Source organism: Streptomyces sp. NPDC006365, from assembly GCF_042870755.1.
In the GTDB taxonomy this organism is placed as follows: domain Bacteria; phylum Actinomycetota; class Actinomycetes; order Streptomycetales; family Streptomycetaceae; genus Streptomyces; species Streptomyces xiangluensis.
The window spans coordinates 521,760-548,238 of the sequence record NZ_JBIAHS010000002.1 but is presented as its reverse complement, the minus strand read 5'-3'; the positions used below and the strand labels follow the sequence as shown (position 1 = coordinate 548,238).

The following is a 26,479-nucleotide window of genomic DNA, read 5'->3' as shown; positions in this document are numbered from 1 at the left end:
TCACGACTGCTCCCGATACCGGTGTACGAGCATCACGGCCATGGCTCCTTCTCCGACGGCGGACGCGACCCGCTTCGCGGACTCCGCGCGCGCGTCCCCGGCGACGAACACGCCGGGGATGTTGGTCTCCAGGTGGTAGGGCGGCCGGTCCAGCTCCCAGTCCGCCGGTGGCCGCCCGTCGGCGGTCAGATCGGGCCCGGCGAGGATGAACCCGCGCTCGTCCCGCAGCACCGTGCCCTCCAGCCAGTCGGTCAGCGGGGCCGCGCCGATGAACACGAACAGCCACTGCGCGTCGACCCGTTCGGTCTGACCGCTCGTCGTGTCGCGCAATGTCAGCTGTTCCAGATGGTTGTCGCCGTGCGCGGCCTCGACGACCGTGTGGGCCCGTACGAAAATGTTCGGCGACTCGGCGATCTGCTGGACCAGGTAGTGCGACATCGACGCGGTGAGGTCCGCTCCGCGCACCAGCAGGGTGACCGACTTGGCGCCCCTGGACAGGTACATCGCCGCCTGCCCTGCCGAGTTGGCGCCGCCGACGATGTACACGTCGTGGCCCTGGCAGGCGGCGGCCTCGGTGAGCGCGGACCCGTAGAACACCCCGCGGCCCGACAACTCGTCGGCACCCGGCGCCTCCAGCTGCCGGTACGACACACCGGTCGCCAGGATCACGCTGTGCGCCGCGATCTGCGACCCGTCCGCGAACCGTACGAGCCGCGCCGCCCCGCTGCTCTCCAGTCCGGTCACCTCCCGCGCGGTGAGGATCTCGGCGCCGAACTTGGTGGCCTGGCGTCGCGCCCGGTCGGTGAGCTGGCCGCCGGACACCCCGTCCGGGAAGCCCAGATAGTTCTCGATCCGAGAACTCTGCCCGGCCTGCCCGCCGGTCGCCGACCGCTCCACCAGCACGGTCCGCAGGCCCTCCGAGGCCCCGTACACGGCCGCGCCCAGCCCGGCCGGGCCGCCGCCGATGACGACCAGGTCGTAGAAGTCGGCCGTGGGTGTCGTCGCCAGCCCCACGTGCGCGGCCAGTTCGGGCACCTCCGGCTCGACGAGCGCCGTACCGTCCGCCGTGATCACCACCGGCAGCCGCCGCCCGTCCGCCCCGGCCGCCCCGGCCGCCGCGAGGAGGCGCTTCCCCTCGGGTTCCTCGGTGGAGTACCAGCGGTAGGGCACCTGGTTGCGGGCCAGGAACTCCCGTACGTCCGACGAGCGCGCCGACCACCGGTGACCGACGACCTTGGTGCTCGGCACCGGCCGGAAGTCACTGCACCGCCACGCCTCCAGCAGGTCGTCGAGCACCGGGTACAGCTTCTCCTCCGGCGGGTCCCACGGCTTGAGGAGGTAGTGGTCGAGGTCGACGACGTTGATCGCGTCGATCGCCGCGTTCGAGTCCGCGTACGCGGTCAGCAGCACGCGCCGGGCGCCCGGATAGGCGTCCAGGGCCTGTTCGAGGAACTCGATGCCGTTCATCTGGGGCATCCGGTAGTCGGCCAGGATCACCGCGACCAGATCACCGCGCAGCTTCAGCTCCCGCAGCGCCTGCAGCGCGGACTCGCCGGACTCCGCGCGCACGATCCGGTACGAACCGCCGTAGCGCCGCCGCAGGTCACGGGCGACGGCCCGGGACACCCCGGGATCGTCGTCCACGGTCATGATGACGGTCCGCGCAGCGTCCAAGGGCGGTCGGACGAGAGATGCTGATGCTGGCTTCGGTGTCTCTGGTTCGGACATGTGCGTCTCCTCGGGCGCCGCCCCGTACTGCGGGGTCAGCCAGCCAGTCGGTTGAGCTTGCGGATCTGTCTGTCGAAGGCGCTCGAGGGCACGATCCGGCGCAGGACGCTGACGCGTTTGGCCATTGAGCCGGCGGTGTACCGGAGCTTGGGCTTGGAATCGGTGGAGGCCGCGACGATCACCTTCGCGACAACGTCCGGGGCGTCGGCGTTACGCACGGCCGTGGCCAGCACGTCTCGGGAGACCTCCCGCTGTGCGGCGTAGATCGGCAGGGGCGAGTCGGGTGCCATGCTGCTCGCCTCGAAACTCGTGCTTGTGTAGGCCGGCTCGACCAGCAGTATCCGGACGCCGTGTTCGCGAAGCTCGTGGTCGACGGACTCGGAGTAGCCCTCGACCGCATGCTTGGTGGCGGCGTAGGCGGCCATGAAGGGGGCTGGGATCAGGCCCAGTACCGAGGAGACGTTGACCACGCGGCCACTGCCCTGAGCGCGCATGTGGGGCAGCACTGCGTTGGTCATCCGGATCAGGCCGAAGACGTTGATGTCGAAGACCTCCTTGGCCTGGTGGATCGAGCTCTCCTCGCCGGCTCCGACCGCGCCCACGCCTGCGTTGTTGACCAGGACGTCGATCCGGCCGAACCGATCGATCACCTCCCCGACCAGGGAGCGGACCGACTCGTCGCTGGCCACGTCGAGATCGAGGAACGTCACCCCGGCGAGCGGCTCGGCGTTCACCGCGTTGCGGCTCGTGCCGACCACCGCGAAGCCGGCGCCCACCAGGGCGAGCGCCGCCGCCCGCCCGATCCCGGAGGAGGCGCCCGTCACGAGGGCCACGGAGGGACCTGTCTGCATGGTGGTTCCTTCGGTTGTGGGCATGGCTTCGTCGGGCGCTGCGCGGGGTCGCCCGCGCTGAGGCCGACACGGTCCGCACCGGTCCTGCAAGCCCGAACCAAGCCTGTCCGGCAAGCTCAGGACGGTTGTTTACTGAACAGTCCGAAACCTAGGCAGTTCTGTACTGAGTTGTCAAGAAGGGCGGGTCGGCTTTACCTTCTTTGTATGGCCAGACCACGGAGCTTCGACCGCGACCACGTCCTCCATGCCGCCGAGCGGCAGTTCCGCACCTCGGGCTACAACGGCACGAGCGTCGACGACATCAGCGCCGCCACCGGCCTGGGCCGCGGCAGCCTCTACGGCGCGTTCGACGGCAAGCACGGCGTGCTGCTGCAGGCGATGGCCGGCTACTTCGCCCGGCTGGCGCAGGGTCCGCGGAAGATGCTTGCCGGACCGGACGAGGGCGCCCTGGAACGACTGCACGCATACTTGCTCCGCGCCGTCCACGGGGTGCCACTCGCCGCCGACGTACCCCCCGCCCCTGACCGGGCGGGGGCGGCCTGCTTCGCCGCCAAGATGGCCCTGGAGATCGGCGCCTCCGACCCCGAGGTGAAACGCCTGGCCAACGACTGCTTCTCCGTGGTCCGGGCGGCGGTGGCCGACTGCGTGCGAGCGGCGCAGCGCAACGGCGACATCGACCCCGACGCGGATCCCGACGACCTCGCGTACCTTCTGCTGACGATCATCCGCGGGACCGATGTCGTAGGCGCGTACGGCCACAGCCCCGACCGCCTGACCTCGATCGCGGAGAGCGCGTTCGCCTTGCTGCCTCGCCCGCGCCACACCTGAGAAGGGCACGGCCGGCCTCGTTGCCCAGGCATCTGACCGTGAGCGTGGCTGCAGGCTCCTGACAAACGCACGGGTTGGTTGCGGGACGACCAGTGCGGGTGGCGGTGAGGCGGGCCCTCGGGCGATGGCTGGGTGCCCATCGGCCCGGGGGGCCACTACGCCCACCCTGAGGAGGCATCGTCTATCGACGTGCGGGCGACCACCGCCTCGAAGCGGGCGCTCGCTCCCAGCTTGCACATCGCGCTGCGCAGATACGACTTGACCGTTTCGGGCAGCAGCGAGAGCTTGCGACCGGCTTCGGCGTTGCTGCAGCCCAGTGCCACCTGCGCCAGGACGTCGCGTTCCCGGGGTGCCAGGGGCGGGCCCGGCACCGAGGCCGTGGCGGAGGTTGAGCCCGTCGGCTGGCCATGCCGAGCAGCCGACCACGCAGATCACCGTCGGGGACCTGCTGGACCATGCGCCGCAACTCGGCATGAACCTGGCGGAGTTCTTCGAGCGGCACTGCTCGCCGACGGCGCGGCGTAAGCAGGCGCAGGCTGCGGTCGACCTCGTCACGGATGACCGGCTCGGCGGCCAGTCGCCGGTAAGCGTCGGCGACCGCTTCGGCCGCCCGGTCCGCGAGCAGGGCCGGGTCGGCGCGACAGGTTCCGTAGAGCACCGCGCCGGAGACCGGTGGCCTTGTCCCATCGGTCTCCGACAAAGCCGTTTTCCCCACGAAGTCAGAGACGGTCAACGAGGACATCGGCGGAGGAGGAGACACCGGCCCGGCCCGAGGGTCGGGAACGCGGAGAGTGGACGGGCTACCGGCGATCCACCGGCGCGGGACTCCTCGCCGTAGGACATGACCGTACGCTCCTGAACCGCTGGTGTGAGCGCACGCTCCATTGGGAGACACTCGGCGCGGCGAGCAGCCCCTGACCGAAGAGTCGCGCGTACGGGGGTTTGCGGACCGACATTCCTGCCCGACGTCCCTTGGCCCTCGCGAGGCTGCCCGGAACGGCCTCGAAACCCTCGGCCGTCTGCCAACGGCCTGTCACACCTGACGTACCCGAACTCCGGGAAGGTCGTCGAAGCGGGCTCGCTTGTCGTAGGTGACCACGGTACGCGCGGTGGTCAGCGCGGTGGCCGCGATGATCAGGTCGTGGGCACCTCGGGGCTGGCCAGCCCTGCGGACATGCGCGAGCAGCCGCGCGTGCGCGCGGGCCACGTCCACGGTGTACTCCTCGACCGGGATGGTGGCGAGGACGGTGTCGACGAAGGACTGGCGGGCAACCCGATTAATGTCGTCCGCCAGTTCCACCCCCTGGAGCAGTTCCGCCGCTGTGATGGCGGCGATCGCAGGATCGTCGTCGTCGGCCAGCGCCTGATCGAGGGAGACCTTCCGGCGCTCGATCGCGATCAGCACGCCGGTGTCCAGGATCAGTCGCTCCACGGATCGTCCAGCGTCAGCAGATCACGGGTGGCCGTCACGTCGTCCTCGAAGGCGTCATCAAGGGTGCCGACATGACGCAGGAGAGCGTCCTTCACCGCCCGTCCCGTGGCCTTGGGCGCGGGAGCCAGCACGGCCAGACGCTTGCCTCCACGGGTGATCACAATGGTTTCCCCGCGTTCCGCACTGTCCAGCACGGAGGCGAAGTTCCGTGATGCTTCGGTAGCGGTCATCGTCTTCATGACCTGATTTTCTCAGAGAATCTGATACCCGACAAGACGCGTTTTCGCCCCGCTCACCGCATCCCCCGCTACGGCATCACCGCAGGGCACAGCACTTGCAGCAGCCCAGTTCAGGGGCCAGCACAAGGGAGGCGAAGGGGTTTCTCCTCCCGACCCACGCTGCGACACCCCTGCGCGGTCACCGCCTTCCGGGCCGCCCATGTCCTCACCCGTCGCCTCGAGACCTCCCTCGCTGACCGGGTGCCCCACTGCACTGAACGGCCATGATCATGGGACTCGTCGGCTGCCTCGCCGTCTCACAGCGGCGCACGCACCCCGGCATGAGTCCCCGGGACCCAAAGTCCCGAATCCGCAACCCTGATGAGACGTTTCCGCAGGTCAGCGACCTGCACAGTGGGGCGGGTGGGACTCGAACCCACGGCCGACGGATTATGAGTCCGCTGCTCTAACCGGCTGAGCTACCGCCCCGTCTACGGCGCGTCGCGCACATTTGTGCGCGCCGTCTGCCGCAGCATAGCCGCTCATACGATCTCCTGCTTCGGATGGTCGGCTACGCACGACCATGAGGACAACGCCGCAGGCTGCGCGGTTCCGCCGGACATGAAAAAGGACCCCTGAGGGTCCTCTTCCGCTGCTCTCCCGACTGGACTCGAACCAGTAACCTGCCGGTTAACAGCCGGCTGCTCTGCCAATTGAGCTACGGAAGATCGAGCTCCCCCGACTGGACTCGAACCAGTAACCTGCCGGTTAACAGCCGGCTGCTCTGCCAATTGAGCTACGGAGGATTGTCTCGGTGCATCGAACGTACCTCCCTGGGTATTCGCCAGTGGGCGGGCGCTCGCTGCGACACATACATTAGCGCAAGCAGGGGGGTGCTTCGCCAATCGGTTCCTCCCCCGTGACCGATGCCGACTCAAGGGAAGGGTGGCCGTCATGCGCTATCGACTGACGTTCGTTGCCGGACTGGCCCTGGGTTACGTCCTGGGCACACGAGCCGGGCGCGAGCGTTACGAGCAGTTGAAGAAGTCCGCGCGGGAGATCGCCCAGAACCCGGCGGTGCGCAACACCGCGGAGTCGGCCGCACAGCAGAGCCGGCAGTTCGCGGGCAAGGCCTACCACGTGGTGAGCGAGCGGGTCGGTGACCGCGTACCGGACTCGGTGGCCGAGCGCGTACGGCATCTGCGCGAGCGCAACACGAACGGCGCGGCGGCTCACGACGACTGGGGCACCAGCAATACCTAGCCGCACGGCGTGTCGCGCAACACGGCAGCCACACAGGACGTCACGCAACACGTTGCCGGTCAGAGCGCCCCGCACCACACGGCCGGACCCAGTGCCCGCGCCAAGGACCGAACGGAGTGCCCTGCGCCACGTGCACGACTCAGTACCGGCAACACATAGCAGGTCAGGGCACAAGCGGTACGAGCGCCTCCGGCAGAGCGGCGCGGTGAGCTCCGGCGGTACGGCAGAATTTCCGCCATGGGGATAGTCGCCGGGCTGGACAGTTCGCCCGATTTCACTCGCATCGTCGTCTGCGACGCGGACAGCGGAGTCGTGCTCAGGCAGGGGTACGCTCCGCATCCGCTCGACGGCGCCGAGGGCGGTCGGCCTTCGGACGTCGACCCGCAGGCCTGGCTGCTGTCCCTGGGCGAGGCGGCGGGCGGCGGGCTGCTCGAAGGTGTGCAGGCCATCGGCGTCTCCGCGCAGCAGAACGCGCTCATTCCGCTGGACACGCAGGGCAACACGGTGCGCCCGGCGCTGGTCGGCGGGGACAAGCGGGCGCAGGTCTGCGCCGCCGAACTGGTCGACGCGCTCGGTGGCCGGGAGGCCTGGGCGCAGGCCGTGGGCACGGTGCCGGGGGCGGCGCAGCCGGTGACGAAGCTGCGTTGGATGGTCAAGAACGAGCCGGACGCCGCGCTGCGGACGGCCATGCTCATGCAGGCGCACGACTGGCTGGTGTGGCAGCTGCTCGGCAGACCGGCCCGCCGGACCACGGACCGGGGCGAGGCCTCCAGTACGGGGTACTGGAGTGCGGTGAACGGTGCGTACCGCCCCGATCTGGTCGAGCTGGCACTCGGGCATCAGGCCCTGCTGCCCGATGTGCTCGGTCCGGCGGAGGCCGCGGGGACGACGCCCGAGGGGCTGCTGATCTCGGCGGGGACGGGCGAGACGATGGCCGCGGCATTCGGCCTGGGCATCGGGCTCGGCGACGCGGTGGTGTCGCTCGGCGCCTCCGGGTCCGTGATGGCCGTACACCACGAGGCGCTGGTCGATCCGTCCGGAATGATCACCTCGCTCGCGGACGCGACGGGCATGCATCTGCCGGTCGTCACCACGCTGAATGCCGTACGGGTGCTGCGCGGGAGTGCCGAACTCCTCGGGTTGCCCGACCTGGAGAGCCTGTCGGACCTGGCGATGAAGTCGACGCCGGGCGCCCATGGACTCGTACTGCTGCCATATCTGGAAGGTGAGCGGACGCCCTCTCTGCCGCATGTGGCGGGGACGCTGGCAGGGCTGCGGCGGGAGTCGATGCGGCCCGAGCATCTGGCGCGGGCCGCGTTCGAGGGCATGCTGTGCGGGCTCGCGGACGCGCTGGACGTACTGCGCCGTCGGGGCGTTGAGGTGCGGCGGATCTTTCTGCTGGGTCCGGCCGCCGAGCTACCGGCCGTGCAGGCCTGCGCGCCCTCGCTGCTCGGTGTGCAGGTCGTGGTGCCGCAGTCCGCCGACTACGCGGCGATCGGCGCGGCGCGGCAGGCCGCCTGGGCGCTCGGCGCCTCGCAGGGCACCTTGGATCCGCGGCAGCCGCCCGTCTGGCAGGGTGCGACCGCGCAGATCCTGGACCCTGGCGACGAGGTGGCGGTGGGGGCGGCGGTGCGGCAGCAGTACACGTCGGTACGGGACCAGACCCACCCGGGCGCCGTCGTGCTCTGAGCGGGCACCCCGACCGACGGCCGCGCACCAGGAGCGATCACCGCAGAACGCCGGAGTCGGGTTTTCCGGGCGCTTTGGGAGGTTCTTGAAACGCTGTCGGCTTAATTGGTTGGGGTAACGCCGGTGGAATGCTCGACGATGAGGCGTGGTGCGTCACCACTCGCCCCTGTCGCCGACTCCGAGAGACCAGCGTGCTCATACGACTCCTGCGTGCCCATCTCAGGCCGTACAAGAAGGCCATCGCCTTACTGGTGCTGCTGCAGTTCCTCCAGACCTGCGCCACCCTCTATCTGCCCACCCTGAACGCGGACATCATCGACGACGGTGTCGTGAAGGGCGACACGGGCTACATCCTGTCCTTCGGCGCGTTGATGATCGGTGTCTCGCTGGCGCAGGTCGTCTGCAACATCGGCGCCGTCTACTACGGCGCCCGTACGGCCTCGGCGGTCGGCCGGGACATCCGGGCCGGCGTCTTCGACCGGGTGCAGTCGTTCTCCGCGCGTGAGGTCGGCCACTTCGGGGCGCCGTCGCTGATCACCCGCACCACGAACGATGTGCAGCAGGTGCAGATGCTGGCCCTGATGACGTTCACGCTGATGGTGTCGGCTCCCATCATGTGCGTGGGCGGCATCGTCATGGCGCTCGGTCTGGACGTTCAGCTGTCCGGAGTGCTCGTCGCCGTGGTGCCCGTCCTCGGCATCAGTGTGACGTTGATCGTGCGGCGGCTGCGTCCGTTGTTCCGCACCATGCAGGAGCGGCTCGACAACGTGAACCGGGTGCTGCGCGAGCAGATCACCGGCAACCGTGTCATCCGCGCCTTCGTCCGGGATCCGTACGAGGAGGAGCGCTTCCGTAAGGCCAACGTCGATCTCACCGAGATGTCGCTGGGCACCGGGCGGATTCTGGCGCTGATGTTCCCGATCGTCATGACGGTGGTGAACGTCTCGTCGATCGCTGTGGTGTGGTTCGGCGCGCACCGTATCGACAGCGGCGGGATGCAGATCGGCGCGCTGACCGCGTTCCTCGCCTATCTGATGCAGATCGTGATGGCCGTGATGATGGCCACCTTCATGTTCATGATGGTGCCGCGTGCCGAGGTCTGCGCCGAGCGCATCCAGGAGGTCCTGGACACTCAGAGCAGTGTCGTGCCTCCGACGGCTCCCGTACGTGAACTGCGGCGGCACGGTCATCTGGAAGTCCGCGGGGCCGGTTTCCGTTACCCCGGGGCCGAAGAGGCGGTGCTGAGGTCCATCGACCTGGTAGCGCGGCCCGGTGAGACGACCGCCGTGATCGGGTCGACCGGCAGCGGCAAGTCGACGCTTCTCGGGCTGGTCCCGCGCCTGTTCGACGCCACGGACGGTGAGGTCCTGGTCGATGGCGTGGACGTACGGACACTCGATGCGCGACTGCTCGCGCGGACCGTGGGCCTCGTACCGCAGAAGCCGTATCTCTTCGCGGGCACGGTGGCCACGAACCTGCGGTACGGGAATCCGGAAGCGACCGACGAGGAGCTGTGGCACGCGCTGGAGGTGGCGCAGGCCAAGGACTTCGTTCAGCGGCTGGAGAACGGGCTCGACTCACCCATCGCACAGGGCGGCACCAATGTGTCGGGTGGTCAACGGCAGCGGCTCGCCATCGCCCGGACCCTCGTACAGCGCCCGGAGATCTACCTCTTCGACGACTCGTTCTCCGCGCTCGACTACGCGACGGACGCGGCCCTGCGTACGGCGCTGGCGCGGGAGACCGCCGAGGAGACCGTCGTGATCGTCGCGCAACGCGTGTCGACCATCCGTGACGCCGACCGGATCGTCGTACTCGACGAGGGGCGGGTCGTGGGGACGGGCCGCCACCACGAGCTGATGGCGGACAACGAGTGCTACCGGGAGATCGTGCTCTCCCAGCTGACGGAAGCGGAGGCAGCCTGATGGCCGGGCCCATGGGGCGGATGATGGCCGGGGGCGGCCCCGACCAGCAGTCGATGGACTTCAAGGGATCCGGGAAACGGTTGCTCGCGCAGTTCAGGCCCGAACGGGCCACGATGTACGGGATGTTGCTCGCCGTCGTCCTGAGTGTGGGCCTGTCTGTGCTGGGCCCGTGGATCCTCGGGCGGGCGACCGACCTGGTCTTCGCGGGGGTCGTCGGACGGGGGATGCCCGAAGGCGCCACGAAGGCCGAGGTGCTGGAGTCCATGCGGGAGCGTGGTGACGGCGGTATGGCCGACATGCTCTCCGGTACGGATTTCACGCCGGGCAAGGGCATCGACTTCACCGCGGTCGGTGAGGTGCTGGGGTTCGCGCTGCTGGCGTTCGCCGCGGCCGGGCTGCTGATGGCCGTGGCGACGCGGCTGGTCAACCGGGCCGTCAACATGACCGTGTACCGGATGCGGGAGGACGTGCAGACGAAACTGTCGCGGCTGCCGCTGTCGTACTTCGACCAGCGGCAGCGCGGTGAGGTGCTCAGCCGGGCGACCAACGACATCGACAACATCGGTCAGACGCTTCAGCAGTCGCTGGGGCAGCTCGTCAACTCGCTGCTCACCATCGTCGGCGTACTGGCGATGATGTTCTGGGTGTCGCCGCTGCTGGCGCTGGTCGCGCTGGTGACGGTGCCCCTGTCGTACGTCGTCGCCAGATGGGTCGGCAAGCGCTCGCAGCCGCACTTCGTGCAGCAGTGGCGGTCCACCGGGAAGCTCAACGCGCACATCGAGGAGATGTACACCGGGCACACGCTCGTCAAGGTCTTCGGGCGACAGGACAAGTCGGCGGCGCAGTTCGCGGAGCAGAACGAGAAGTTGTACGAGGCCGGGTTCAAGGCGCAGTTCAACAGCGGGGTCATGCAGCCGCTGATGATGTTCGTGTCGAACCTCAACTATGTGCTGGTGGCGGTGGTCGGAGGGCTGCGAGTCGCGTCCGGCGCGCTGTCGATCGGTGATGTGCAGGCCTTCATCCAGTACTCGCGGCAGTTCTCGATGCCGCTCACCCAGGTCGCGTCGATGGCGAACCTCGTGCAGTCGGGGATCGCGTCGGCGGAACGCATCTTCGAACTGCTCGACGCGGAGGAGCAGGAGGCGGATCCCGTGCCCGGGGTTCGGCCGGAGGAGGTGCGGGGGCGGGTCGCGCTGGAGAACGTCTCCTTCCGCTACGACCCCGAGAAGCCGCTCATCGAGGACCTGTCCCTGACGGTCGAGCCCGGCAACACGGTCGCCATCGTGGGCCCGACGGGGGCGGGCAAGACGACACTGGTGAATCTGCTGATGCGGTTCTACGAGGTAACCGGTGGGCGGATCACGCTCGACGGGGTCGACATCGCGAAGATGTCCCGCGACGAACTCCGGGCCGGGATCGGGATGGTGCTCCAGGACACGTGGCTGTTCGGGGGGACGATCGCGGAGAACATCGCGTACGGGGCCTCTCGCGAGGTGACGCGCGGGGAGATCGAGGAGGCGGCGCGCGCCGCTCATGCGGACCGGTTCATCCGTACGTTGCCGGATGGCTACGACACCGTGATCGATGACGAGGGGTCGGGGGTGAGCGCGGGTGAGAAGCAGTTGATCACGATCGCGCGGGCGTTCCTGTCCGATCCGGTGATCCTGGTGCTGGACGAGGCGACGAGCTCGGTCGACACCCGTACCGAGGTGCTGATCCAGAAGGCGATGGCGAAGCTGGCGCATGGGCGGACGTCGTTCGTGATCGCGCATCGGTTGTCGACGATTCGGGACGCGGACACGATTTTGGTGATGGAGAACGGGGCGATCGTGGAGCAGGGGGCTCACGAGGAGTTGTTGGGGGCGGGCGGGGCGTATGCCCGGCTGTACAAGGCGCAGTTCGCGGAGGCGGTGGTGGAGGTGGAGTGACGGTTCTCGCCGGGGGTGCGCAGGGGTTTGTTCCGCCCCCCGCCGCCCCTACCCGCCGTCCCATCTCCAGGGGCTCCGCCCCTTCGACCTCGCCAGGGCTCCGCCCCTGGACCCCTCGGGTTTCCGCCCCGGACCCCGTTTCGGGGCCAGCCCCGGCCCCCCGCTCCTCAAACGCCGGAGGGGCTGATTTTCCGTGGTCGAACCTTGTCGGCGCAGGCCCGCATCAATCAGCCCGTACGGCACTTGAGGACGAGGTCGTTCAGGCCGATCGGGGCCTGGGGGCTCGCCCCGGGGATGGGACGGGTAGGGGCGGCGGGGCGACCGCATCCATCCGCGGCTCCGCCGCAGGCCTCAGTCCAGGTAACCCCGCAGCTGGTCCGCGAACGCGTGGTCCCGGAGCTTGTTGAGGGTCTTCGACTCGATCTGGCGGATGCGCTCCCGCGTGACGCCGAAGATGCGGCCGATCTCCTCCAGCGTGCGCGGACGCCCGTCCGCGAGGCCGTAGCGGAGTTGGACGACCTTGCGCTCCCGCTCGCCCAGCGTCGACAGCACCGCCTCCAGGTGCTCCCGGAGGAGCAGGAACGCCGCCGACTCCACCGGAGACGTCGCGTCGCCGTCCTCGATCAGGTCGCCCAGCGCGACGTCGTCCTCCTCGCCCACGGGGGCGTGCAGGGACACGGGTTCCTGGGCCAGGCGCAGGACTTCGCTGACCCGCTCGCTGGGCAGATCGAGCTGACCCGCGACCTCCTCGGGGGTCGGCTCGTAGCCGCGCTCCTGGAGCATGCGGCGCTGCACGCGGACGACACGGTTGATCAACTCGACTACGTGGACGGGGACTCGTATGGTCCGGGCCTGGTCGGCGAGGGCCCGGGACATGGCCTGCCGGATCCACCAGGTCGCGTATGTCGAGAACTTGTACCCGCGGGCGTAGTCGAATTTCTCGACGGCCCTGATCAGGCCCAGGTTTCCCTCCTGGACGAGGTCGAGCATGGTGAGCCCGCGCCCCACGTAGCGCTTCGCCACCGAGACCACGAGTCGCAGGTTTGCCTCGATGAGGCGGCGCTTGGCCATCCGCCCCATGACCACCAACTTGTCGAGGTCAAGGGCGAGTTGGCTGTTCAGTTCGGGAGCCGGGGTGCGCGCCAGCTTCTCCTCGGCGAAGAGGCCCGCCTCGACGCGGCGCGCGAGCTCGACCTCCTCGGCGGCGGTGAGCAGGGGGATACGGCCTATCTCCCGCAGGTACTGGCGGAACAGGTCCGAGGAAGGGCCACTGGTGTCGGCGGTACGGCCACGGGGCGGCAGCGTCTCCATGGGCGGCTCGGGGGCCTCCGTCTCGACCGCCAAACCGGCAGCTGTGGGAACGGCTGTCCCTACGGCACCGGCGGGCGGTTCGTCGAGATCGGGCGGCGGGCCCTCCGGCTCGGTTTCGGGATGGTGCGCGACACGGCTCTGTTGCGGAACCGCCGTGATGACGTCCGCCTTCGCGTCCGTCGGGTTGTCGGTCTGGGTCAGGGTCTGGGTCTGCACGGGGGCGACCTCCAGGGTGATCGCTGCTGAGGCGAACGGCAGCGGTACTTCGCGAACGGACTCGGCGGCCGCGCCGCCATCCGTCCCGTACACGTTGAGCGGAACCGCGGGGATGGAGGACCCGTCGCGTTCGGGTCGGCCGCGCTCCGAGGACTCAGGCACCGGAACCCAGTGTGGAGTACGACACATCCTCGCCACGAGGGGCGTGCGGTGACTTTTTGAAGCCGGTCTGTGACCGGGCGGTTACCCACACGTACGACGGAGTCACAACGAGGGCGCAAGGCCCGGTCAGAGTGCTTCCGTGCCCCGTTCGCGCAACGCCTGTCCGTACTGCTGGAGCACCCACAACTCGTTCTGTACAGCGGCCAGCTGGGCCGGGTCGCCCTGGGCGCTGGCGCGGGCGAGGGTGCCCTGGACCTCTTGGATGCGGCGGTCGACGGCGCGGCGGCGCACCATGACCAGTTGATCGCCGGCGTACAGCTCGTCGACGGACTTGCGCATGATCGCCTCTACGGTCAGCTCCGTGACCATGGCGCGGACCGCGTTGTCGGGGGCGGCCTCGCGGACCCGGACCAGATACCCCTGGGGGTCCTGGACGCCGTACTCCGCGCCGCCCGCATCCATGATCGCCTGGCGCACTGCCGCGTACGGCGGGGCGGTGAACTCGTCGACCCCGTACGCGTCGAAGGCCGGGGAGACCAGCTCGGGACGCTGGAGGGCGAGCTTGAGCAGCTCGCGCTCGGTGGCGTATACGGGGTTGCGGAGGTTGAGGGCGGGGCCCGAGAGGGCCTGGCGGGGTGCCATGTCGTACTGGGCCGCGCGGTCGGGCGTCGGCGCCGGGCCCCTGCCGCCTCGGTCGCGGGCCCAGCGCGCGAGCTGGGCCACCCGCTTGACCACGAACTGTGTGTCCAGGATGCCGAGCATGCCCGCGAGCTGTACGGCGACCTCGTGCTGGGCGCCGCTGTTCTTGATGCGGGCCACGATGGGCGCCGCCTCGTCCAGGGCGGCGGCACGGCCCGCGGGGGTTTCGAGGTCGTAGCGCGCGACGATCTGGCGGAGCGCGAACTCGAAGAGCGGGGTGCGGGGTTCGGCAAGGTCGGCGACCGCCTCGTCGCCCTTCGCCAGGCGCAGCTCGCAGGGGTCCATGCCGTCCGGTGCGATGGCGATGTACGTCTCGGCGGCGAACTTCTGGTCGTCCTCGAAGGCGCGCAGGGCCGCCTTCTGGCCGGCCGCGTCGCCGTCGAAGGTGAAGATGACGCGCGCGCTGCCGTTGTCCATCAGCAGCCGGCGGAGGATCTTGATGTGCTCGCTGCCGAAGGCCGTGCCGCAGGTCGCGATGGCGGTGGTGACACCGGCGAGGTGACAGGCCATCACATCGGTGTAGCCCTCGACCACGACGGCTCTGCTGGTCTTGGCGATGTCCCTCTTCGCGAGGTCGATCCCGTACAGGACCTGGGACTTCCGGTAGATCGCCGTGTCGGGTGTGTTCAGGTACTTGGGGCCGTTGTCCGCCTCGTACAGCTTCCGCGCGCCGAAGCCGACGACCTCGCCGCCGATGTCGCGGATCGGCCACATCAGCCGACCGCGGAAGCGGTCGATGGGGCCGCGGCGGCCCTCCTGGGAGAGGCCGGAGAGGAGGAGTTCCTTGTCGGTGAAGCCCTTGCCGCGCAGATGGCGGGTGAGGTGGTCCCAGCCCTGGGGGCTGTAGCCGACGCCGAAGTGGGCGGCGGCTGCCTGGTCGAAGCCGCGCTCGGCGAGGAACTTACGGCCCGTGTCGGCCTCGGAGCTCGTGTCAAGCTGCTCGACGTAGAACTGGGCGGCGAGCTTGTGGGCCTCGACCAGGCGGATGCGTTCCCCGCGCTGGTGGGAGGGGTTGTAGCCGCCCTCCTCGTACCGCAGCGTGATGCCCGCCTGGGCGGCCAGGCGCTCGACCGCCTCCGAGAAGGAGAGGTGGTCGATCTTCATCACGAACGTGATGGTGTCGCCGCCCTCCAGGCAGCCGAAGCAGTGGAAGAACCCCTTGCTCGGGCTGACCTGGAAGGAGGGCGACTTCTCGTCGTGGAACGGACACAGGCCCTTGAGGTTGCCACCGCCCGCGCTCCGTAGCTGAAGGTACTCGGACACCACGGCGTCGATCGGAACCGCGTCCCGAACCGCCTTCACGTCCTCGTCGTTGATCCTTCCGGCCACGAGGTGATTCTACGGGGCAGCACTGACACTCCTGGGGCGCGGGAACGGCCTTTCGGCCGGGGGTCGGGGTCCGGGGGTTGTCTCCCGGGAATCGCAGCCGGGGGCGGTGTGACAGTGGAGCACCGTCAACCGTCACGAGACCAGGCTGTCCAGCGGAACATGCGGGTCCGCCAGTGCCTCCATGCCCACCTGGGCCCTTGACCGGATCAGCTGTTGGATCGGCTCCGTGACGTCCCACACATTGACGTTCATCCCTGCGAGCACCCGGCCCTCCTTCATCCAGAAGGCGATGAACTGCCGCTTGCCCGCGTCTCCCCGGATCACCACTTGGTCGTACGAGCCGGGGGGCGCCCAGCCCGAGTACTCGAGCCCCACGTCGTACTGGTCGGAGAAGAAATAGGGCACCCTGTCGTACGTCAGCTCGCGGCCGAGCATCGATCGGGCCGCCGCCGGTCCGCCGTTGAGGGCGTTGGCCCAGTGCTCGACGCGCAGCCGGACGTCGAAGAGGGCGTGGTGGAAGGCGGCCACGTCGCCGGCGGCGTAGATGTCGGGGTCCGAGGTGCGCAGCTGCTCGTCGACCGCGATGCCGCCGCCCTGCGAGCGGTCGACGAGGGTGAGGCCCGCGGCCTCAGCGAGGCTGGTGCGCGGGGCGGCGCCGATCGCGGCGAGCACGTCGTGGGCAGGGTGTTCCTCGCCGTCCTCCGTGCGGGCGGCCAGGACCATGCCGTCCTGGCCGATGATCTCGGTGAGCCGGGTGCCGAAGTGGAAACGGACGCCCCGTTCGGCGTGCAGATCGGTGAAGATCTGACCGATCTCGGGGCCGAAGACCCCGTACAGCGGAGTGGGCTGAGGCGCGACGACGGTGACCTCGGCGCCGTACTCGCGGGCCGCGGCCGCGACCTCCAGGCCGATCCAGCCGGCGCCCGCGATGACAAGGTGGCCGTTGTCGCGGCCGAGAGCGGCGAGGACGCCCTTGAGGCGCTCGGCGTGGGCCAGGCGGCGCAGATGGTGGACGCCGGCCAGGCCGGTCCCCGGGATGTCGAGGCGGCGGGGCTCGGCGCCGGTCGCGAGCAGCAGCTTGTCGTAGCGCACGAGCGTGCCGTCGTCGCCGAAACGGACCGTCTTCGCAGCCGGGTCGATCGCGTCGACGGTCTGGCCGAGATGCAGCTCGATGTCGTTGCGCGCGTACCAGGCGGGCTCGTGCACGAAGACGCTGTCGCGCTCCTCCTTGCCGAGCAGATAGCCCTTGGACAGCGGGGGGCGCTCGTACGGGTGGTCACGCTCGTCACAGATCAGTATGACGCGGCCGGTGAAGCCCTCCGTCCGGAGCGTCTCGGCCGCCTTCGCACCGGCCAGCCCTCCTCCGACGATGACGAATGTCTGATCCGCGTCGACCACTTGGTGCCTCCTGCCGGGGGTCTGGGGGGTGTCCCCCAGAAAACGCTGATGGTGCCGCCACATGTGAGCCTCCCGCACGCAGCGTGGTGCGGGAAGAGGTAGTGGCCCGATCAGGCCACAGAGGGTCACGTTCGGGTGTCGCCTGCGGCGGGGACTTTCTTCCCAAGCCCGCCCCTTCCCGGCTGTATCAATTTGCGGCTCCGCCGCGGGGGCTGAAAACGGTTCAGCCCCGCGTCAGCCGCGCGTGCAGCGACCGCGCCGACGCGTCCGTCAGCGAGGCGATCTGGTCGACGAGCACGCGCATGCGGGCTCTGTCGTCCGGGGCCTCGTCGAACAGGGCGCGGAACTGCGGGTCCAGACCTTCGGGCGCGCGGGCCGTGAGCGCCTCGGCGAGTTCGGCGACCACGATCCGCTGGTCGGCGCGCAGTCGCTCCTGCTCGGCTCGCTGCATGACGTACCGGTCGGCGACCGCCTTGAGGACCGCGCACTCCAGGCGGGCACTTCTCGGTACGACCAGCTCGGCGGCGTACCGCGTGAGCCGCCCCGTGCCGTACGCCGCCCGGGTTGATGCCTCCGCGGCGAGGCAGAAACGGCCGATGAGCTGGCTCGTGGCGTCCTTCAGGCGGGCCTGCGCGACGGCCGATCCGTCGTAGCCGTGCGGCCACCACTCCTGGTCAAGCAGCCGGTCGAGGGCCTCGGCCAGCTCGGCGGGGTCGGTGTCAGCGGGTACGTACCGGCCGATCGCCACCGCGAAGACCGACTGCCGCTCGGGCTCCGCGTACAGGCAGCCGGGGTCGATATGGCCGGCGTGCAGTCCGTCCTCGACGTCGTGCACGGAGTACGCCACGTCGTCGGACCAGTCCATGACCTGGGCCTCGAAGCAGGTGCGGTGGTCGGGGGCGCCCTTGCGGACCCAGTCGAAGACCGGCCGGTCGTCGTCGTAGACCCCGAACTTCCGTGACGCGGGATCAGTGGGGTGGGCGCCACGCGGCCAGGGGTACTTGGTGGCGGCGTCGAGGGCCGCGCGGGTGAGATTGAGGCCGACGCTGACGAGGTCGCCCGTTTCTTCGCTTCTTTGGAAGCGCTTGGGCTCGATGCGCGTCAGCAGCCGCAGTGACTGCGCGTTGCCCTCGAAGCCGCCGCAGTCCTTTGCGAACTCGTTCAGGGCCTGTTCGCCGTTGTGCCCGAAGGGCGGGTGGCCCAGGTCGTGCGAGAGGCAGGCCGCCTCGACGAGGTCCGGGTCGCAGCCGAGGGCGGCGCCCAGCTCGCGGCCGACCTGGGCGCATTCCAGGGAGTGCGTCAGCCGCGTACGGGGGCTGGCGTCCCAGGCCTCGATGGGGGTCCCCCCGCTCGAGCGAAGCCGAGAGTGGGGGAGGGTGCCGGGCGTGACGACCTGGGTTTTGCCCGCGAGGCGGCGCAGTGCGGCGGAGTGCAGCACGCGGGCGCGATCGCGCTGGAAGGCGGTGCGGCCGGGACGCTTGTCGGGCTCGCCGGCCCAACGGTCGACTGACGTCGGGTCGTAGCCAGAGGGCGGGAGGTGGTTCTCGTACGGCTGGGTGGGTGCGGTGCCTTCCATGTCTCGACATTAAGCGTCAGCAGTGACAAATGGGCGCTGCCGGATGCGGGGCGCCTACTCATCTGCCGGGTTCTGATCGCTTGCGAGTGCGGGTTGTCGGTGGCTTGTCGCTCCCCCATCTCTCGGCGGCCGATCGTGTCGAGTTCCGCGATCGCGTCGTCCGGCAGCTCCGGTTCCGCCACGGCGATGTTCTCTCGCAGATGGGACCGGGAGGAGGTGCCGGGATGAGGACCCTGGTGTGCCGGCGCTGCAACAGCCAGGCCAGGGCCGACCGTTGGGCTGAAAACTCAGGCCGAGGCCAGTCGGCGCTCCGAGGTGGCTGCCGGAGCGGCGACGGCCTGGTCGTAGCGGTGCAGGACGAGGCGTGCCATCGCCGGGTGCGCGCCTAGCGGAGCCGCGGCTATCCAGGGGGCCGCCTCGGCACACTCGGTGGAGAAGCGGCCGGGGGCGGTGAAGTACGAGGCGATCGCGACCCGGTGGCGGCCACGGGAGGCGAGTGCGCGGACGGCATGCGGGACGGTGGGTGCGGCGGCGGAGGCGTACGCCGGGACGACGGGCACCCCGAGGCGCTCGGCCAGCAGCTGGGCGGTGCGGCGGGTGTCGACGGCCCCGTCGGGGTCCCGGGAGCCGGCGGCGGCCAGCACGATCCCGCTGCTGCGGCGGGCGGTCTCGCTCATCCTCGTCCGCCAGCCGGCTTCGACGAGCCGCGCGTACAGCGTCTCCACGAGCAGCGGGTGCGGGCCGAGTGGCGCGGCGACCCGGGTGTTCGCCGACGAGGCGGCCGCCGCTTCGGGGATGTCCTGCTTGACGTGGTAGCCGCGGCTGAGCAGCAGCGGTACGAGGACCGCGTCACCGGTGCCGAGGGAGGCGAGCGTGTCGGGCAGCAGGGGCTCGTTCAGCTCGATGTGGCCGAGGTGCACGGGCAGTGAGGGGCGTAGCTCGCGGACGTTCTCGATGAGGGCACGGATGGTGCTCAGCGCCCGCGGGTCACGGCTGCCGTGGCCCACGAGGACGAGCGCGGGCGCCGCGGAACGCCGCGTGCCGTCGCGCGAGACGAGGCTGAGCTGGCTGCCGAGCTGGCTGCTGATCCGGTTCATGAGTTGCGCCGTACTGTCGAGGTGAGCGCTCCGGAGGTGCTGGCCACCGGGGCGCGTGGTGGACTCGTCGCGAGGAGGGTTCGACGCCGTCATGAACCGATGGTGGCGGTACGACGTTGCCGCCCCGTTGCGCGGGAATGACGGGTGTTTTCCGGGGGTTCACGGTGGGGTGCGAGGGAGCGTGAGGTGGCCCCGGAGCCGGCGGAGAACCGGATCACCGATCCCTGCGTCCCCTCCATGAGGCCACTGACCTGGGAGGAAACCGCATGCGCGACACGAGGCCGGGCCGGCTGCGGCTGAGTCGACCACGGCTGCTGCGCCCCCTTCGGCTGCGGCGGCTGGGCCGGCCGCGGCTGCCGCGCACCCGTGCCGGGCAGCGGCGGGCCGTGCAGCTGGTGATGCTCGGGTGCGTACTGGCGCTGCTCCCTTCCACGTGGCTGTTCCTGGCGTCGGACGACCGGCTGCGGACCGCCCGGGACGTGCCGCGGACCGAGGTGGCGATGGTGTTCGGCGCCGGGCTGCGGGACGCGGAGCCCTCCCCGTACCTCGCCCACCGCCTGGACGCGGCGGCCGAGCTGTACCGGTCGGGCCGTATCGAGGTTGTCCTGGTCACCGGCGACAACAGCCGCGAAGACTATGACGAACCCGACAGCATGCGCGCCTACCTCACCGAGCGCGGCGTCCCCGACCGGCGCATCGTCAGCGACTACGCCGGTTTCGACACCTGGGACTCCTGCGTCCGCGCCAAGAAGATCTTCGGCGTCGACGAGGCCGTGCTCATCAGCCAGGGCTTCCACATCCGCCGTGCGGTCGCCCTGTGCCAGCAGGCGGGCGTCACGGCGTACGGCGTCCCGGCACCGGGCGACCGGCGTGACAGAACCTGGTACTACGGCGCCGTCCGGGAAGTCTTCGCGGCGAGCAAGGCGGCAACGGAGGCGGTGTTCGAGCCCGATCCCCGGTTCCTGGGGCCGAAGGAGCCGGGGGTGTCGCGCGCCCTGGCCACGGCGAAGTAGCAGAGGCGCCGCTCCCCGCAGTCGTCCCAGTCGTCCCAGTCGTCCCGTCGTCCCCGTCGCCCAGCCCATCGCCCCAGTGGTCCCCGTTTCCGGGTAGCACCCGTCGTCACGGCCGCACGTCAATGTCCCGCGTGCGCGTCAGGTCCACCATCGGCTCCACCGGCGTCCGGCCGGCCGGCCCGCTGGCCCTTCTCGACCACCGCGAACTGGCCCATCATGCCCTCGTCCTCGTGGTAGAGGAGATGACAGTGGTACATGTACGGGGTGTCCGGGTCGGCCGGTCCCTCGAAGCGCAGCGCCAGCTTCATCGTCGTACCGTTCGGCAGGAAGACGGTGTCCTTGGCGCCCCGCAGATGCGGCGGCGGGATCTTTCCGTTGACCTCCAGAACGCGGAACTGCACATCGTGGACATGGAAGTTGTGCGGCATGCCGTTGGTGTTGCGCACGGTCCAGGTCTCGGTGGTGCCTGTGGTGACCGTCTCGTCTATTCGGTCCATGGCCATCTTGCGTCCGTTGATCCCGGACTTCTTCAGGTCGAAGTGCCGGGCGCGCACGGCGTCCGAACCGTCCGGCACCTCCAGTTCACCCAGCTCCTGCGGCAGTGCGGGCGAGGGGCGGAGCGTCTCCGCGGCCCGTAGTTGCAGGATGTCGAAAGAGTCGTCGGCCCCGCCGAAGCGGGTGTTCCAGGCGTCCCCGTAGTTGTCCTGCGGGAAGCTGCGCAGGGTGGTGCGTTCGCCGGCCCGCATGCGTACGACGATCTCGGCGCGCTCCCCCGGTGAGAGCTGAAGCCGCTCGGTCTGCACGGGGCGTTCCAGGAGGCCGCCGTCGGTCGCTATCTGTGTGTAGCGGCGGCTGTCGTCGAAGCCGAAGGAGTATGTCCGGGCCGTTGAGGCGTTGAGCAGCCGCAGCCGCACCAGTTCGTCACGTACCTCTCGGTGCGGGTCGAGGGTGCCGTTGACCATGGTGCGGTCGCCGAGGAAGCCGACGTTCTGCATCAGACCGCGCCCGTGATCGAACTCGGCGCCGTCGAACCTGACGTCCTGCACGATGACGGGTAGATCGTCCACGCCGTACTTCTTCGGCAGCGGCAGGGCGGCGGACTTGTCGTCGTCGAGGAGGAACATCCCGGCGAGGCCGCGCTGGACGTGCTGCTCGGTCCGGCCGTGGGGATGCGGGTGGTACCAGAGGGTGGCGGCGGGCTGGTCGATCTTCCAGTACGGCGTCCACGTGGCCCCCGGCCGCACCATCTGATGCGGACCGCCGTCCATCCGCGCGGGCAGGTGCATTCCGTGCCAGTGCACGGTCGACGACTCGTCAAGCGTGTTACGCACCCTGACCTCGACCTTGTCCCCGCGTTCGGCACGCAGGGTGGGGCCGAGGTAGTCGCCGTTGAATCCCCAGGTTGTGGTCCGCTTCCCGGGCCTGAACTCCTTCTCGCCCGTGCGCATCTCGAGGTCGAAGACCTTGGTGCCGTCCGCCTTGACCCGGCTGGGTTCGGCGAGCGGCGGGATGGCGAGCTCATTGCCGAAGGAGCCCTTGCCGACCGTGCTGGTATCGGCGCTGGTCCACAGCCACGCCAACCATCCACCGAACGCGGCGAGCAGAACGGCCACGACCGTGCCAAGGGTGACCAGAACCCGCGTGAGAGTACGGCGTCGCCCCTTCTTCCTCCCGGCCTTCCTCCTGTCCTCCTTCCCGGCCGCACTCCCCTCGCCGCTCCGGCCCACCGTCCCTGCCGCCCCTGTCGTCCTCGTCCCCGATTTCGTCATGCCTCGACGATCTCGGTCCGAGCGCACCCCGGACATCCGGGCACCGCCCTGATCCGACCCCGGTCCTCCCCCTACGGGACACGAACTCACACCCCCCACACGACGAGGGGCGGCGGACGAGAACCCCCGTCCGCCGCCCCCGCTCACCGGATCAGCTCACCCCCCTCACCGGGTCAACTCACCCCGTGCTCCCGTCAACGCCCCTTGAAGACAGGCGCCCTCTTCTCCATGAACGCGCTCATCCCCTCGCGCTGGTCCTCTGTCGCAAAGAGCGCATGGAACACGCGCCGTTCGAAGAGAAGACCGTCGCGCAGGCCGGTCTCCAGGGCCCGGTCGACCGACTCACGGGCCGCCGTGACGGCGGGGCGGCCGTAGGAGGCGACGGTCGCGGCGGCTTCCGCGGCCTCGGTGAGGACGCGGTCGTCCGGGACCACCCGCGACACCAGGCCCGAAGCCTCCGCCTCGCCGGCGTCCATCGTGCGGCCCGTGAGGATCAGGTCCATGGCCTTGGCACGGCCGACCAGGCGGGTCAGCCGCTGGGTGCCGCCGATGCCGGGGATCACGCCGAGCTTGATCTCCGGCTGGCCGAAGACCGCCGACTCGCCCGCGATGATCAGGTCGCACATCATCGCGAGTTCGCAACCGCCGCCCAGCGCATAGCCGTTGACGGCCGCGATCTTCGGCGTACGGAATCCGGCGAACTCCTCCCAGCCCGCGAAGTAGTCCTCCGCGGCCATGTCCACGGCCGACTTCCCGGCCATCTCCTTGATGTCGGCACCGGCCGCGAAGACCTTCTCCGAACCGGTGAGGACGAAGCAGCCGACGTCCGGGTCACGGTCCAACGGGCGGAGTACGTCGAGGAGTTCGGCCAGCAGCTCGCTGCTGAGAGCGTTCAGGACGTGCGGCCGGTGGAGTCGTACGGTGACCACGTGGTCATGGCGTTCGATCTTGAGGGTGTTCATCGACTCTCCCTCTCTCCTTGTCTCCTGATTGGTCTGTTACGAGTCCCAGATCGCGCCGTACGCGGGAATGCCGCGCCGCTCGAGACCGTGAACGACCTGCCAGGTCAGCTTCTTGTTGGAGATGCAGATGACAGCTTCGGCACCGAAGTCGCGGTACGCGGTGTACGCGAGCCGCACCATGTCCGGTTTGCCGTGCCGTGCGGTGTCCCAGACCAGCGCGTTCGGCTGGACGGCGAGGATCTCGTCGACCAGGTCGTCGCCATAGGTCCTGCGGGGATCGCGCGTCGCCCATACGAGCCGTGAGGGCACCTCGGCGGCCAGCAGATGCGGCAGGCAGGGACCGATACCGCTGCCGGTGGCGACGTAGATCACCTTGCTGAACAGGGTCTCGATATTGGCGACCCCGGCCGTGGTGATGCCCTTGACCCAGACCTTCGGGGGCGCGTCGTCGATGAACGAGCCCGTCCAGTCGCCCGCGCGGGAGATGGTCAGCCGGAAGCCGGGTTCGCCGGGTGAGGGCACGTTGGCGAAGGAGTGCCACTCGGTGAGCGGGCTGCGGCTGATGGCGGTGGACGACCCCGCGAAAGGGGTCACGCCGTGGTCGAAACGGGCCAACGCGACGTGCGTGGAGGGCCGTTCGATCCGTACGTTCACCTTGCGGAGCCGCAGCCAGGGCAGGGCGACGCTGAAGGTGACCACGGCCAGCACCCCGAGCGCGGCCGGCCCCCGCGCGCCGAGCAGCGTATGCGTCCAGAACAGTGCGAGGGCGCTCCAGCCGCCGAAGCGGTGGATCTTCTCGAAGTGGTCGTGGAAGCGGGAGCGGAAGGGCGGCAGGGCGGTGGCGACGATGACGACGAGCAGGGCGACGAGTGCCCAACTCACCGTGACAAGCGGCACTTTGGCGCCGTCGACGGTCACCACGACCGCCCCCGCGAGGAACCACAACGCTCCGGCAAGTGCCCCGCCCACGTGCAGTCCGCCGAAGTGGTACACCTTCCCGAGCGTCCACCGCACCTTCAGCGGCCAGCTCGTCGGAGCCCGGGTCGCCAGCCGGAAGAAGAGGTTGATGACGTACTGCTGGCGTACGACCACGGCGAGCGCGAGGTTCGCGAGGGACGCGTAGCCGATGGTTTGGGCGCTCGGGACCCAACTCGCTGCCAAGAAACCGAGGTTGGCGAGCAGCACCAGGGCCGCCAGGCGGTTGTAGTGCATCAGGCGGGGGTGCTTGAGGAGGCGACGGGGCGCGGACGTGAGCGGAGGGAGTTCGGCGAGAGCCGCGGGAGGGGCGGGAGGCGCTGCGTGCGTGACACCTCTCACCTCGACGGCTGAGGCCTCAGCGGACGAGGTCTCCACGGACGACGTCATCAGGCCGCCCCCTCTCGCACCGCCGACACCCGCAGCAGGGGGGCCTCCTCGCCACGAACGGTCGCCACCCGCACGGCATCCCGCGCGGCCTCCTCCCGTTCCGTCGCCAGCCGCAGCAGCGCCGCCCGGTCGACCTTGCCCCGGTCCGTCTCCGGCAACGCGGCCACCGGGAGGACCGTGGCCGGCACGCAGTAGTACGGGAGTGCGTCGGCCACCGCGCGCCGGGCCGTGTCCGGGTCGACGTCGGCCGGGCAGACGAAGGAGACCAGGCTGCGGGCGTCCCGCTTGAGCGTGACGGCGCGGGAGCAGCCCGCCACCGACTCCAGCACCGAGGAGACGGAGTCGAGTTCCACGCGGAAGCCGCGGACCTTGACCTGGTCGTCGGTACGGCCGAGATGCTCGAGTTCGCCGTCGGGCGTCCAGCGGCCGAGGTCGCGGGTACGGAACATCCGGTGTCCGCCGCCGAGGAAGGGGTCGGGGGCGTACCGCTCGGCGTTCAGCGCCTCGTTGTTCAGGTAGCCCGCCGATACGCAGTCACCGCCGGCCCACATCTCCCCGGTCTCCCCGATGGGCAGCGCACGCCGGTGCTCGTCGAGGACGTACACCGTGTTGTTGGGGGTGGGGCGGCCGATCGTGATCAGTGGGTCGTCCACGCGGTGGTGGCGCATCGTGTTGACGATCGTCGCCTCCGTGGGCCCGCAGGAGTTGTGGAAAGCGGACCGCCGGGCCCAGGCGTCCGCGAGCGGGCGCGGGCACGGCTCGCCCGCGACCGCCACCGTCCGCACCCGGGGGCAGCCCGCCGGGTCGATCCCGGACAGCACTGTCGGCGTCGCGATCAGCACGTCCGCCGTCCGGGCCGCCGCCGCGACGTCCTTGCCGCGGACGACGAGCGTGCCGCCGTGGGCAAGGCAGCCGAGGATCTCCCAGGCGGCCATGTCGAAGGCGATGTTGAGGAGCTGGGCGACCCGGTCGCCGGGGCGGATGCCCAGGTCACCGGGCTCGGTGAGGAGGATGTTCGCGACGTTGCGGTGGGTGACCTTCACGCCGTTGGGCTTACCGGTCGTGCCGGAGGTAAACAGGACGTAGCACCCGTCGTCGGGGCGTAAGGGCCGCTCGAGACGGACCGGCCCTTGTGTGGAGAGACTGGCGAGATCGTCGTCGTCGAGCGTGATCAGCCGGTGTCCGGTGTCAGGCAGAGGCACCCGCAGCGTGTGCTCCGACTGAGTGAGGACGACCCGGGTTCCGGCGGTGCGGATGACGTGCCGGAGCTGGGCGGCGGGGGTGAGGCCGATGTCCTGCGGGACGTACGCGGCACCGGCCTTCAGCGTGCCGAGCAGTCCCACGAGCATCGGGATGGAGCGGCGTACGAAGAGGCCGACGTGATCGCCGGGCCGTACGCCCTCCCGTACGAGTCTGGCCGCGAGCCGGTCGGCACGATGGTTCAGCTCGCCGTACGTGATCGTCGTGCCCTGGTGCTCGGCGGCGACGGCGTCCGGCGCGGCAGCGGCCTGCCGTTCGACGGCGTGGTGGACGAGGGGGTCGGGGACGGGGACTTCAGGACCTTGGCCGAACTGCCAGAACAGGGCCCTGTCTTGGGGGGACAGATGGCTCAGGGGCATGCTTCACAGACCTCCTGGCTGTGTGGGGAGAAGGTGCCTCGGGCGACTGAACGCTTACTTTGCGTCGAAATGTCGAACACCGTGCGGAGGTGCTTGGCCGC

The 26,479-nt window shown here is 69.8% G+C and carries 20 protein-coding genes and 3 tRNA genes; 6 read left to right on the top strand and 17 right to left on the bottom strand.

What is annotated here, in order from left to right; all coding sequences use genetic code 11:
• Complete coding sequence (locus ACFYO0_RS07570; protein ID WP_388672128.1) at window positions 1-1,650, bottom strand: FAD-dependent oxidoreductase; 1,650 nt, start codon at window positions 1,648-1,650, stop codon at window positions 1-3.
• A gap of 113 nt (window positions 1,651-1,763) precedes the next feature.
• A complete protein-coding gene (locus ACFYO0_RS07565) occupies window positions 1,764-2,579 on the bottom strand; it encodes an oxidoreductase (RefSeq protein ID WP_388672125.1) in 816 nt (271 codons plus the stop codon).
• A gap of 204 nt (window positions 2,580-2,783) precedes the next feature.
• On the opposite strand from ACFYO0_RS07565, the gene ACFYO0_RS07560 reads away from it, so the two are divergent.
• A complete protein-coding gene (locus ACFYO0_RS07560; RefSeq protein WP_388672122.1) occupies window positions 2,784-3,407 on the top strand; it encodes a TetR/AcrR family transcriptional regulator in 624 nt (207 codons plus the stop codon).
• Between the two features lie 155 nt (window positions 3,408-3,562).
• Here the strand turns inward: ACFYO0_RS07560 and ACFYO0_RS07555 are convergent, their stop codons facing one another.
• The 6 genes from ACFYO0_RS07555 to ACFYO0_RS07530 form a co-directional block, all read right to left on the bottom strand.
• Window positions 3,563-3,778: a helix-turn-helix transcriptional regulator gene (locus ACFYO0_RS07555; RefSeq protein WP_388672119.1), complete on the bottom strand. Its 216-nt coding sequence runs from the start codon at window positions 3,776-3,778 to the stop codon at window positions 3,563-3,565.
• Window positions 3,779-4,440: 662 nt separating this feature from the next.
• On the bottom strand, window positions 4,441-4,839 hold the full coding sequence (locus ACFYO0_RS07550) for a PIN domain-containing protein (protein WP_388672116.1): 399 nt from the start codon (window positions 4,837-4,839) through the stop codon (window positions 4,441-4,443).
• Complete coding sequence (locus ACFYO0_RS07545; protein WP_079662466.1) at window positions 4,827-5,078, bottom strand: type II toxin-antitoxin system Phd/YefM family antitoxin; 252 nt, start codon at window positions 5,076-5,078, stop codon at window positions 4,827-4,829. Before ACFYO0_RS07545 ends, ACFYO0_RS07550 begins: the two co-directional genes overlap by 13 nt.
• A gap of 394 nt (window positions 5,079-5,472) precedes the next feature.
• A tRNA-Ile gene (locus tag ACFYO0_RS07540) sits at window positions 5,473-5,546 on the bottom strand.
• Window positions 5,547-5,712: 166 nt separating this feature from the next.
• A tRNA-Asn gene (locus ACFYO0_RS07535) sits at window positions 5,713-5,785 on the bottom strand.
• 5 nt (window positions 5,786-5,790) lie between these two features.
• Window positions 5,791-5,863: transfer RNA gene (locus ACFYO0_RS07530), tRNA-Asn, on the bottom strand.
• 148 nt (window positions 5,864-6,011) lie between these two features.
• Between ACFYO0_RS07530 and ACFYO0_RS07525 the strand changes: the two genes are divergently transcribed.
• The 4 genes from ACFYO0_RS07525 to ACFYO0_RS07510 all read left to right on the top strand — a co-directional run bounded on the left by ACFYO0_RS07525 (window position 6,012) and on the right by ACFYO0_RS07510 (window position 11,862).
• Window positions 6,012-6,320, top strand: a complete 309-nt coding sequence (locus ACFYO0_RS07525) for a hypothetical protein (RefSeq protein ID WP_033320955.1) — start codon at window positions 6,012-6,014, stop codon at window positions 6,318-6,320.
• 237 nt (window positions 6,321-6,557) lie between these two features.
• Entirely contained in the window at window positions 6,558-8,009 is a 1,452-nt protein-coding gene (locus ACFYO0_RS07520) for an FGGY family carbohydrate kinase (RefSeq protein ID WP_388672112.1), read from the top strand.
• A 191-nt stretch (window positions 8,010-8,200) separates the two neighbouring features.
• Entirely contained in the window at window positions 8,201-9,934 is a 1,734-nt protein-coding gene (locus ACFYO0_RS07515; protein WP_388672109.1) for an ABC transporter ATP-binding protein, read from the top strand.
• Complete coding sequence (locus ACFYO0_RS07510) at window positions 9,934-11,862, top strand: ABC transporter ATP-binding protein (protein ID WP_388672106.1); 1,929 nt, start codon at window positions 9,934-9,936, stop codon at window positions 11,860-11,862. Before ACFYO0_RS07515 ends, ACFYO0_RS07510 begins: the two co-directional genes overlap by 1 nt.
• A 351-nt stretch (window positions 11,863-12,213) precedes the next feature.
• Here ACFYO0_RS07510 and ACFYO0_RS07505 read toward each other — a convergent pair whose 3' ends face one another.
• From ACFYO0_RS07505 to ACFYO0_RS07485, 5 genes are all read right to left on the bottom strand, one after another.
• Entirely contained in the window at window positions 12,214-13,551 is a 1,338-nt protein-coding gene (locus tag ACFYO0_RS07505) for an RNA polymerase sigma factor (RefSeq protein WP_388672103.1), read from the bottom strand.
• Window positions 13,552-13,677: 126 nt separating this feature from the next.
• Window positions 13,678-15,579, bottom strand: a complete 1,902-nt coding sequence (gene dnaG / locus ACFYO0_RS07500) for a DNA primase (RefSeq protein ID WP_388672100.1) — start codon at window positions 15,577-15,579, stop codon at window positions 13,678-13,680.
• Between the two features lie 132 nt (window positions 15,580-15,711).
• Window positions 15,712-16,977, bottom strand: a complete 1,266-nt coding sequence (locus tag ACFYO0_RS07495; protein ID WP_388672097.1) for an NAD(P)/FAD-dependent oxidoreductase — start codon at window positions 16,975-16,977, stop codon at window positions 15,712-15,714.
• A gap of 223 nt (window positions 16,978-17,200) precedes the next feature.
• Complete coding sequence (locus tag ACFYO0_RS07490) at window positions 17,201-18,553, bottom strand: deoxyguanosinetriphosphate triphosphohydrolase (protein ID WP_388672094.1); 1,353 nt, start codon at window positions 18,551-18,553, stop codon at window positions 17,201-17,203.
• 287 nt (window positions 18,554-18,840) lie between these two features.
• Window positions 18,841-19,743 carry a sirohydrochlorin chelatase gene (locus tag ACFYO0_RS07485; RefSeq protein ID WP_388672091.1) on the bottom strand — a complete coding sequence of 301 codons (903 nt, stop codon included), beginning with the start codon at window positions 19,741-19,743 and terminating at the stop codon, window positions 18,841-18,843.
• Window positions 19,744-19,916: 173 nt separating this feature from the next.
• Between ACFYO0_RS07485 and ACFYO0_RS07480 the strand changes: the two genes are divergently transcribed.
• On the top strand, window positions 19,917-20,663 hold the full coding sequence (locus ACFYO0_RS07480) for a vancomycin high temperature exclusion protein (RefSeq protein ID WP_388672088.1): 747 nt from the start codon (window positions 19,917-19,919) through the stop codon (window positions 20,661-20,663).
• A 119-nt stretch (window positions 20,664-20,782) separates the two neighbouring features.
• On the opposite strand, the gene ACFYO0_RS07475 is transcribed toward ACFYO0_RS07480, so the two are convergent.
• The 4 genes from ACFYO0_RS07475 to ACFYO0_RS07460 form a co-directional block, all read right to left on the bottom strand.
• On the bottom strand, window positions 20,783-22,432 hold the full coding sequence (locus ACFYO0_RS07475) for a multicopper oxidase family protein (RefSeq protein ID WP_388672085.1): 1,650 nt from the start codon (window positions 22,430-22,432) through the stop codon (window positions 20,783-20,785).
• A gap of 194 nt (window positions 22,433-22,626) precedes the next feature.
• Window positions 22,627-23,394 (bottom strand): enoyl-CoA hydratase-related protein, encoded by a 768-nt coding sequence (locus ACFYO0_RS07470; protein ID WP_388672082.1) that lies wholly within the window; start codon window positions 23,392-23,394, stop codon window positions 22,627-22,629.
• A gap of 36 nt (window positions 23,395-23,430) precedes the next feature.
• Window positions 23,431-24,759, bottom strand: coding sequence for a hypothetical protein (locus ACFYO0_RS07465; RefSeq protein WP_388672079.1), 1,329 nt, complete (start codon window positions 24,757-24,759; stop codon window positions 23,431-23,433).
• The gene (locus ACFYO0_RS07460; protein ID WP_388672076.1) at window positions 24,759-26,378 is read right to left on the bottom strand and encodes an amino acid adenylation domain-containing protein; all 1,620 of its coding nucleotides are present in this window, start codon (window positions 26,376-26,378) and stop codon (window positions 24,759-24,761) included. The genes ACFYO0_RS07465 and ACFYO0_RS07460 overlap by 1 nt, the downstream gene beginning before the upstream one ends.
• Window positions 26,379-26,479: the final 101 nt, after the last annotated feature.